We start from the raw sequence: 10,071 nt of genomic DNA on the forward strand, positions 1-10,071 counted from the left end.
AGTACCCCGTGTTACAAGAAAACCCCGGACTGCTTCGGGGTTTTTTATTATTAGAGGTTTTAAATGCAAAGTACGTCTGTGACACGTTATGTGTTGGTGGCTGGTGAGGCATCAGGCGATATTCTCGGTGCCAATTTAATGGCACATCTAAAACAGCGCCAACCGAATGCCCTATTTGAAGGCATTGGTGGCCCGCTGATGGCAGCTCAAGGGTTAACCAGTATTGTTCCTATGGATAGATTATCCGTTATGGGATTGGTGGAAGTACTGGGTCGACTCAGAGAGTTACTCGGCATACGTAAGCGCCTGTATGAATCCTGTGTTGCCTATCCACCAACGGCTTTTATTGGCATTGACTCGCCTGATTTTAATTTACCCTTGGCCCGCAAGCTTAAACAGCGAGGCATTCCGACGGTGCATTATGTTAGCCCCTCCGTCTGGGCGTGGCGTCAAAAACGTATTTTTAAGATCAAAAAATCCGTGGATCTTATGCTTGCCTTATTTCCATTTGAACTGCCTATTTATCATCAGCACCTGATCCCGGTTGTATGTGTTGGCCATACATTAGCCGATGATATTCCTCTAGAAAGTGATTCGCATCTGGCAAGAAAAGCATTGGCTTTGCCTCCTATTAACGGCCCTGTATTTGCTATTTTACCGGGTTCAAGAGAAGGTGAAGTTTCTCGTCTGGCACCACTGTTTATTCACACCATGCAGCGCATTCAACAGAAAGAGCCGAACGCCACGTTTTTAATCCCCGCGGCCAATCACGCTCGTCGTGAACAAATTGAAACCCTATTGCAAGAAGCGAATATGCAGGCGGTATTAGTTGAAGGGCAGTCTCGTACAGTGATGGCTGCATCAGATGCTATTTTGTTAGCATCGGGTACGGCGGCTTTGGAGGCCATGCTAGTCAAGCGTCCCATGGTGGTGGCTTACCGAGTTAATAAGCTCACTTTTGCGATTATGTCCCGTATGCTCAAAGTGCCGTATGTTTCCTTGCCGAACTTACTGGCGAACGAGGCCTTGGTACCTGAATTGCTCCAGGAGGCTGCGACGCCGGATAATCTTGCGACTCAACTTTTAGACACTTGGCGCTCGTTTGTGCACGATGAAGGCATTCAAGCCAAATATCTCGAATTGCACAAAATGCTGCGTAAAAATGCCGGTGAAACCGGCGCTGAAGCGATTTTATCGATGCTGGAGCGTCACGCTGATCAACAAGGTAGAGCCTAATGGGAACGCCGATTTATGAGCCCTTCGTAAGTGATATTTATCTTGGTGATTTGGTGGCCGGCACGGATGAGGCTGGAAGAGGGCCGTTGGCAGGAGAGGTGGTGGCGGCCGCGGTCATTTTAGACCCACAGCGTCCCATTATAGGCTTAGCAGACTCAAAAAAACTCAGTGAAAAAAAACGTGAAGCTTTGTTTTTAGAGATTCAAGAGAAAGCCTTGTGCTACGCCGTAGCCAGCGCGAGTATTGAAGAAATTGATGATATCAACATTTTGCATGCCAGTATGTTAGCCATGGCTAGATCAATCGCTAAGCTGTGCATTGCGCCTGAACATGTACTGGTGGACGGCAATCGCATTCCGCCAAATTTACCCTGTTCTGCTGAAGCTGTGGTGAAAGGCGACGCTCGACACGCTGCGATCTCCGCCGCGTCTATTTTGGCCAAAGTTACCCGAGATAGAGACATTGTCAAAGCCGCAGAGCACTATCCTGAATACGGTTTTGAAAAGCACAAAGGTTACCCAACCGCTCAACATCTTGCTGCAATTCGACAACATGGTATTACGCCCATTCATCGGCGCAGTTTCGGGCCAGTTAAAAAGATTTTAGAAGGATAAAAGTTTGTCTGCTTCTTTTGTGCATTTACGAGTACACACTGAGTTTTCTTTAGTCGATGGCTTAGTGAAAATAAAAGGCTTACTGGGGACGACAGAATCCATGTCGATGCCTGCCGTTGCCATCACCGATGAAAATAATCTATGCGGTTTTGTGCGGTTTTACAAAGGTGCTATGGAAAAAGGCATAAAGCCTATCTGCGGTGCTGATGTCATGGTGGCAGAAGATGATGAGGTCGAGGATCGTTATCGTTTTACGTTGCTGGCGACGTCAAATCAAGGTTATAAGAACATCATTGACATTATTTCCCGTGGCTATCAACTTGGCCAATCGGAAGGTCGACCCATTGTACAAAAAGCATGGATTGAAGAATGCAGTGAAGACGTTATCGCTCTATCTGGCGCAGGTTTTGGCGACATAGGTTTGCTGTTGCAGAAGGGGCGACAGGAACAAGCAAAAGCGCGTCTGACTCATTGGATGACGGTTTTTCCAAACCGTTTTTATGTTGAATTACAACGTACGAGTCGCCCTGGCGAAGAGAGCTACATACATTCAGTCGTGCCATTGGCAGCAGAGCTAGATTGCCCTGTCGTTGCAACAAATGATGTTCGTTTTTTAAAGCGAGAGAATTTTGACGCTCATGAGGCACGTGTTTGTATCCATGATGGTGTGACTCTGGATGATCCGCGTCGTAAGCGTCGTTATTCTGAAGAGCAGTATTTTAAAACGTCTGAAGAAATGGAAGCCTTATTCGAGGACATTCCAGAAGCCTTAGAAAATACGGTAGAAATTGCCAAACGTTGTAGTGTCGATGTTTTATTAGGCGAATACTTTTTACCGGATTACCCTGTCCCAGATGGCATGACAATGGAAGCCTTCTTCAGCAAATTGTCCTACGATGGTTTGAAAGAGCGCTTTGATTTTCTAACGAAGAAATACGGTGAACGTATTGAAAAGCGTCGCCAAGAATACTGGGATCGTCTTGATTTTGAGCTCAACATCATTAATCAAATGGGCTTTCCCGGCTACTTTCTGATTGTCATGGACTTTATCCAGTGGGCCAAAGACAACGACATTCCCGTTGGGCCTGGTCGTGGTTCCGGTGCCGGGTCTTTAGTCGCTTATGCCTTAAAAATTACCGATCTCGATCCCCTTGAGTACGATTTGCTGTTCGAGCGATTCTTGAACCCAGAACGGGTATCCATGCCGGATTTCGACATCGATTTTTGTATGGAAAACCGCGACAAGGTTATTGATTACGTCTCTCGTACCTATGGGCGTGATGCGGTATCACAGATTATTACCTTTGGTGCTATGGCGGCGAAAGCGGTGGTGCGTGATGTGGCCAGGGTGCAAGGTAAGCCCTACAGCCTAGGCGATAAACTGTCTAAGTTAATCCCCTTTGAGATTGGCATGACCTTAAGTAAAGCGTTGGAAGAGGAGCCTGCGTTACCTGAGTTTTTAGCGGGCGATGAAGACGCTGCCGAAGTGATGGAGATGGCGATTTCATTAGAAGGGGTAGTGCGTAACTTTGGTAAGCATGCGGGTGGTGTGGTGATTGCGCCTACTAAGCTGATTGACTTTGCTCCCTTGTACTGTGAAGAAGATGGCTCGGGTCTGGTGACTCAGTACGACAAAAACGATGTAGAAGAAGCGGGCTTGGTAAAGTTTGACTTTTTGGGGCTAAAAACGCTCACCGTGGTGGATTGGGCGGTAAAAAACATCGACGCCATCAATGCCCTTGAAGGCAAACCGCCACTGGACATTGCACTGATCGATCTGGAAGACAAGTCGACTTACGATCTACTCAAGCGAGCAGAAACCACCGCCGTGTTTCAGCTGGAATCCCGCGGTATGAAAGAATTGATTAAAAAGCTCTTGCCGTCACGCTTCGAAGATATTATCGCCTTGGTGGCCTTGTATCGACCAGGGCCTTTGGGGTCGGGCATGGTGGATGACTTTATCAATCGTAAGCACGGTCGTTCTGATCTGGCTTTCCCGCATACGGATTACCAACATGACGACTTGATCCCTGTATTAGAGCCAACTTACGGGATTATTTTGTACCAAGAGCAGGTGATGCAGATCGCTCAGGTACTGGCTAAGTTTTCGTTGGGTGGCGCTGACTTACTACGTCGTGCTATGGGTAAGAAAAAAGCGGAAGTCATGGCAGAGCAGCGTTTGATTTTCATGGAAGGCGCGCTGAAAAATAATGTAGACCGTGATTTGTCAGGGAATATTTTTGACCTGATGGAGAAGTTTGCCGGTTATGGTTTTAACAAATCTCACTCCGCTGCTTACGCCTTAGTGTCTTATCAAACCGCATGGTTAAAAAACCATTATCCAGCCCCCTTTATGGCGGCCGTTTTATCAGCGGATATGCAAAACACGGATAAAATCGTTATTTTCATTGAAGAGTGTCGTTCAATGAAACTGGAATTAGCATTGCCCAGTGTGAACGAGTCAGTGTACAAGTTTACTGTTAACCCAAAAGGGGCGATTGTGTATGGGCTGGGTGCCATTAAAGGGGTCGGTGAAGGGCCTATTGAAGCCATTGTTGAGGCACGTAAAGAAGGACCTTTTGAGCATATTTTTGATTTCTGTCAGCGTGTTGGTCGCAAGGTTAATAAGCGTGTTATGGAGGCCTTGGTACGATCGGGCGCTTTTGACACCATAGGGCCAAACCGAGCGACGTTGTTTGCCAGTATTGATGAAGCGCTAAAAAGAGCGGTTCAAGATGCGAAAAACCAAGACGCAGGCATGATGGATTTATTTGGTATTGCTGTCGAAGAGAATACAGAAGATGCCTACAAAGACATTGGTATTCAGCATGAGTGGTCCGGGCGTCAGCGTCTAGACGGTGAAAAAGACACGTTAGGTCTGTATGTCACAGGTCACCCGATTGATGAATACGAAAAAGAAATTCGCCGTTTCGCCCGAGCAAAAATTGTTGATTTACAACCTAAGCGTGGCGATACCCAGATCATGGCAGGTTTGATTGTTGATTTACGCGTAACGAAAAGTAAAAAGGGCGGGAACATCGCCTTTGTTACGCTAGACGACCGATCGGCGCGTATTGAAGTGACGGTTTTTCCGGATAACTACGACAGTTTTAAACATGCCATTGTGAAAGACGAAGTGGTCGTGGTGGAAGGTGAGATTACAGTGGATGGGTTCCGTGGTGGACAAAAAGTCATTGCTCGTAATATCTTAGACATCCCTCAAGCGCGTGTTCGTTATGTTGAAGCATTGCGTATTCAATGGACGTCTGACACAGTAACGCCTCGTGATATACAGACGTTAGCGAACCATATGAAAGCGTATCGTGGTGATGGCTGTGATGTGGTGGTGCACTTTGATATGGACCAAGCTTGTGGCGATGTTCGTTTAGGGGCTGAGTGGAAAGTGCGGCCGGATGATGAATTAATTCATCAACTGCAGAAACAATACGGTAAACAAAATGTCCAGTTAGTGTATACTTAGTCTCATTTAACAATTTTGAAATAGAGTACAACGTAGAGACATGCTTGATAGAGCTATGGAGCGAATGGCTTCTGGTCTTTTGTCTTTGAATTTGATGGCAACCAAACAGTAGTGTAATTAAACATGAATTTAAATTATCTCCCTTTCGAGCAGCCGATTGCTGAGCTCGAACAAAAAATCGAAGAGTTGCGTTTAGTCGGCAACGATAACGAACTTAACATTAGCGATGAAATCAGTCGCCTTGAAGACAAAAAAGTAGCGCTTACTAAAAGTCTATTTAGTAACTTAGGGGCTTGGGAAGTCTCTCAGTTAGCGCGTCATCCAAAACGCCCGTACACGCTTGACTACATTAAGCATGTTTTTACCGACTTTGAAGAAATGCACGGTGACCGTCATTACGCTGACGACCGAGCGATTGTAGGCGGTATTGCTCGTTTAGAGGGGCGTCCTGTGATGATTATTGGTCATCAAAAGGGTCGCGAAGTAAAAGAAAAGGTGCTTCGTAACTTTGGTATGCCTCGTCCAGAGGGTTACCGCAAGGCGTTGCGTTTAATGGAAACCGCAGAACGTTTTAATATGCCGATTGTGACGCTTATTGACACACCTGGCGCTTACCCTGGTATTGGTGCGGAAGAGCGTGGTCAAAGTGAAGCAATAGCCTTTAACCTAGCTGCTATGTCTCGTTTAAAAACACCGATTATCTCCACGGTTATTGGTGAAGGAGGTTCCGGTGGTGCCTTGGCAATCGGCGTCTGTGATGAGCTGATGATGATGCAATACGGTACCTACTCAGTGATTTCACCAGAGGGTTGTGCGTCTATTTTGTGGAAGAGTGCGGATCGCGCTTCTGATGCGGCTAAGGCTATGGGTATTACCGCACCGCGTCTTCAAGAGCTGGGTCTGGTTGATACGATTATCCCTGAGCCATTAGGCGGTGCGCATACGGCCCATGAGCAAGTTGCACACAGTTTGAAGCAAAATATCCTTGCCGCGCTTGATAGAATGGAAGCCTTAACGACTGAGGAGCTCTTGGCTCGTCGTTACAATCGTTTAATGTCTTACGGTCTATAAACGCAAGTTACATGTAAATTTACGTTATATGGAATAAAGTTTTTATTAAAAGCCTCCTTTGTACGGAGGCTTTTTTGTTTTTCTATATATTGTTCCGCTGTAAACAGTCGAGTGCACGATGAGCCTTTCAACAAGATTACCTTTAACCTCTTCATCATCTTTGCAGTTTAATAAGCAATGGCTGGATGCTTTGTTCAGCGAGAATCATCCGGTCTATCTTGGCTTTAGTGGTGGTATTGATTCCCATGTTTTATTGCACGCTCTTGTTCAGCCGCTTTCAGAGTCGCAAAAGGCGGCGCTAACAGCGATTCATGTACATCATGGTTTAAGTGACCATGCTGATGATTGGTTGCACCACTGTGAGCAGGTTTGCCAGACCTTGGGCGTGCGGTTTGTTTCACAGAGAGTGACGCTCGAATCACAGACCTCAATTGAAGAAGCCGCTAGAAATGCACGTTATCAAGCGTTTCAGGACATTATGGCTGGACAGGGGAGCTTATTATTGGCGCACCACGCTGGCGATCAAGCGGAAACGGTTTTATTTCGTTTACTGCGTGGCACCGGTGGTAAAGGGTTATCTGGTATCCCTTACCAGCGAGTGTTGGCTGGTTCCGAGGCAAGGTTAATACGACCTTTTTTGGGGGTCGATAAAAAAGTACTCCAGGATTACGCCCAACAGAATTGCTTACACTGGGTAGAAGACGAGTCTAATAGTGACGAACGCTTTACGCGAAACTTTTTACGCCGTCAGGTAATGCCCGTATTGAAATCACGCTTTGCGCACATGGAACAAAGCATTGGCTCAACAGCACAGCGTTTAGCAACGGATTATGCCATGTTGTCCAGGTTTGCTCACCAGCAGCTCGATATTTGGTGTGATGCTTCTGGTGGGTTGCCTTTGCGCTGTATTGCCGATAAACCGAGAGAGGAGCGTCTTTTTTGGTTACGCCATTTCTTATCACGCCAGCATGTCTCTTTTCCCCATGCTCAGTTAGAAAGTGTTGATGGAATGTTCTTTTCTGCAAAAGACAAACAACCCACGTTTAAATGGCTGAATGGACGGCTTATGCGTCATCTTGATGTTCTGTATTTGTTGCCGCCAGATCTGCCTGTAGTGGTAGGTGAATTGCCTAATAATACGGTGTTACAGCGTTCTTTTGATGAGATTCAGGTGCAAGGTACAGGGCGCTGTCAGTTGATAGCACGGCCGCAAGGTATCAGCTTGTTAATGCCAAACGGACACAGCCGCAAACTTAAGAAATGGCTTAATGATTGGCAAATACCAAGTTGGTGGCGAGATCATCTTCCTTATATTTGTGAAGAGGGTCAGTTAGTGGCGATTGGTGATATTTGGTGTCATCCTGCTTGGCCTGGCAAGGTATCTTGGCAAAGAAAGCCTGGATTGCCTTTCTTTGTGAACTCTTAGTGCATTGAGTGCGTAATTAATGCATCAAAAAAGGAGTGTTGCCATGCTATTAAAAGAACTTAAAAAGCTCACCCACATCGACAAAGTAAGACTTCATTCTTTGGAGCCAAGTTTGTATCAACTGTCTGTAGAGATAGACGGGCAAGAGCATTACGTAAAAAATAACAAGGGTCGCTTTTTGACGAGTCATAATAAGCTTGAGTTGCAATCGTTGTTCAAAGATAAAACGGTAGGGGCTATGGTGCTGTGTCATCAAAGTGCTTATGACGAAATGGTAGGGCATCCGCCAAGTGGCGGAAACAGTCTTGAAGTGCCGCTTGGAAATACCGATTTGGCTTGGCGGAACTAAAGCTAATTTGTTTCTAGGGAGCGTTTTACAGGCTCTAGAAACAACAAAGCCCTAACTAAGTAAACAGTTAGGGCTTCATCTAAATGGTACCAGTAGGCGGACTCGAACCGCCACGCCTTTCGGCAACGGATTTTGAATCCGTCGTGTCTACCAATTCCACCACACTGGCCTTGAAAAAGGTGAGGCACATTCTATGGTTTTTTTCGTGGCTGTCAATCAATTGCGGAAAATAAATCGTATTATTTTAAGCAATTGAGTGTGTCACTTCATCAGACCAGATTATCGCGTCTAAAAAAGCTCGGTTAAGTAGACTTCTCTGCGACGCTGTCATCGCTGCCATGCCCTCCCAGTTTTGCTCTTCACAGTCTAGAGTGTGTTTCAGGTAAGCTCCCCATTCCCCCGTGTAAGAAAAGATGGCATCGCGTATTGATTGATCTAAAGCGATTTGCGACAGCGCAACCGATTTTTCAACATGAAAAACAGCGTCTATGCCAGACATCAAGCCCACCATAAAAGCCGATTCACTGGTGTTAGAGCCATTTTGTATAGCGAGTAGCTGACAACAACGCCCCCTGGTCAGTAAGATTTTCAACAGCGCTTTAGGTTGATTCGTCGATGACGTTAAAGTGATGAGCAGTGTCCATTTTTTTAGCTGTGTTAGGCCTAAAAAAATGACCGCCTCCTTAATTGAGGTAACGGTTTTGCTGATGCCACATACTGGGCTGTTGAGAATACGCAAAAGTTGATAAGACAGCTTAGGGTTTTTCTCAACTAAGGCGCTGATCGTTTCAACACTGATATTGCTGTCTTGTAATGCGTTGAAGAGCTCGATGGCTCCGTGAGTAGCAGAGTCTATTTTTTTACCCTTCACTATTTCGGGCCGCTGTAGGAAATAGCCTTGAAATAAATCGAAGCCAAGTTGTTTGCATTGCTCAAACATGGTGGAGTCTTCCACCTTCTCGGCTAACAAAATGAGTCCTCTCGCTTTTAATGCTCTAATATCTTCAAGGTATTTATTTGGCGGCGTTTCTAATACGTCGACTTTTATAATGGATACCCAAGGTAGAAGAGCGTCATAATCAGCATTGAATTGATAGTCATCCAAAGCGAATCGATAACCTGCGGCTTGCCACTTTTTCACAGCCTCAACAAAGTCGGGTGTAACGGTTTGGCCTTCGATAATTTCAATGTAAACCGTATCGGGTGCAATCGGAAAAAAAGCATCAGAAAGTATAAGCTCCGTTGTCATGTTAACAAAGAGGGGTTTTCTTAATTGCAGTTCGAGTTGAGTGATTCCAATACAAAGATTCACGAGTACTTGGCTGGTGGCCGCCTCGGCGTTGGTGACATTGGCTTGTTGGGTATCTTTGTCACGAAACAGTAGCTCATAACCAAATATCTCTTTGGTGCGTTTGATAATAGGTTGTTGAGCCATCATTAGATCATCCAGTACCGTTGGAAACTCGATCATATGTCTCTCTTTTCTCACACTTTTGGGTGGCTGAAGCATTAAATAACAGTCAATGAAACCACAGGCTTCGTATTTATGGCAATGAACAGACAGAGAGATTTTTGTATCGAATGACAACATTTGTGCAGTGTTTTGTATTAAAAGTGTTGAAAGGTATTGACAGTCTCTAAAAGCAAATCTAAAATTCACCTCATCAACTAAGTCATTGATTTTCCCAAGACATTTTTGTCTGATCATACGTTATGGGGCCTTAGCTCAGCTGGGAGAGCGGTTCGCTGGCAGCGAACAGGTCAGCGGTTCGATCCCGCTAGGCTCCACCATAACTTTGTTATTTCATTCTTAAAACACCTCCTGAATCTCATCCTAAAAAACACCTCTTTGCTGTGTTTTGCCAACCTGTTTTACGCTACTCTTTGTGTTTGA

Annotated in this window: 7 protein-coding genes and 2 tRNA genes; 7 read left to right on the forward strand and 2 right to left on the reverse strand. The window is 45.6% G+C overall.

Features of this window, described 5'->3' with window-relative positions:
- Positions 1–63: 63 nt before the first annotated feature.
- The 6 genes from lpxB to LG368_RS07080 all read left to right on the forward strand — a co-directional run bounded on the left by lpxB (position 64) and on the right by LG368_RS07080 (position 8,177).
- Positions 64–1,236, forward strand: coding sequence for a lipid-A-disaccharide synthase (lpxB, locus tag LG368_RS07055; RefSeq protein WP_226754031.1), 1,173 nt, complete (start codon positions 64–66; stop codon positions 1,234–1,236).
- Positions 1,236–1,850 (forward strand): ribonuclease HII, encoded by a 615-nt coding sequence (gene rnhB, locus LG368_RS07060; RefSeq protein ID WP_226754032.1) that lies wholly within the window; start codon positions 1,236–1,238, stop codon positions 1,848–1,850. Before lpxB ends, rnhB begins: the two co-directional genes overlap by 1 nt.
- 4 nt (positions 1,851–1,854) lie before the next feature.
- Positions 1,855–5,331: a DNA polymerase III subunit alpha gene (dnaE, locus tag LG368_RS07065; protein ID WP_226754033.1), complete on the forward strand. Its 3,477-nt coding sequence runs from the start codon at positions 1,855–1,857 to the stop codon at positions 5,329–5,331.
- Between the two features lie 123 nt (positions 5,332–5,454).
- Positions 5,455–6,402, forward strand: coding sequence for an acetyl-CoA carboxylase carboxyl transferase subunit alpha (accA, locus tag LG368_RS07070; RefSeq protein WP_226754034.1), 948 nt, complete (start codon positions 5,455–5,457; stop codon positions 6,400–6,402).
- Positions 6,403–6,520: 118 nt separating this feature from the next.
- Positions 6,521–7,828 carry a tRNA lysidine(34) synthetase TilS gene (gene tilS / locus LG368_RS07075; protein ID WP_226754035.1) on the forward strand — a complete coding sequence of 436 codons (1,308 nt, stop codon included), beginning with the start codon at positions 6,521–6,523 and terminating at the stop codon, positions 7,826–7,828.
- Between the two features lie 43 nt (positions 7,829–7,871).
- Positions 7,872–8,177, forward strand: coding sequence for a DUF6482 family protein (locus LG368_RS07080; RefSeq protein ID WP_226754036.1), 306 nt, complete (start codon positions 7,872–7,874; stop codon positions 8,175–8,177).
- Between the two features lie 84 nt (positions 8,178–8,261).
- On the opposite strand, the gene LG368_RS07085 is transcribed toward LG368_RS07080, so the two are convergent.
- Positions 8,262–8,346, reverse strand: a tRNA-Leu gene (locus tag LG368_RS07085).
- 75 nt (positions 8,347–8,421) lie between these two features.
- A complete protein-coding gene (locus tag LG368_RS07090) occupies positions 8,422–9,648 on the reverse strand; it encodes an EAL and HDOD domain-containing protein (RefSeq protein WP_226754037.1) in 1,227 nt (408 codons plus the stop codon).
- Between the two features lie 244 nt (positions 9,649–9,892).
- On the opposite strand from LG368_RS07090, the gene LG368_RS07095 reads away from it, so the two are divergent.
- A tRNA-Ala gene (locus LG368_RS07095) sits at positions 9,893–9,968 on the forward strand.
- Positions 9,969–10,071 lie beyond the last annotated feature (103 nt).

The organism is Marinomonas algarum (assembly GCF_020532605.1).
Classification (GTDB): Bacteria; Pseudomonadota; Gammaproteobacteria; order Pseudomonadales; family Marinomonadaceae; genus Marinomonas; species Marinomonas algarum.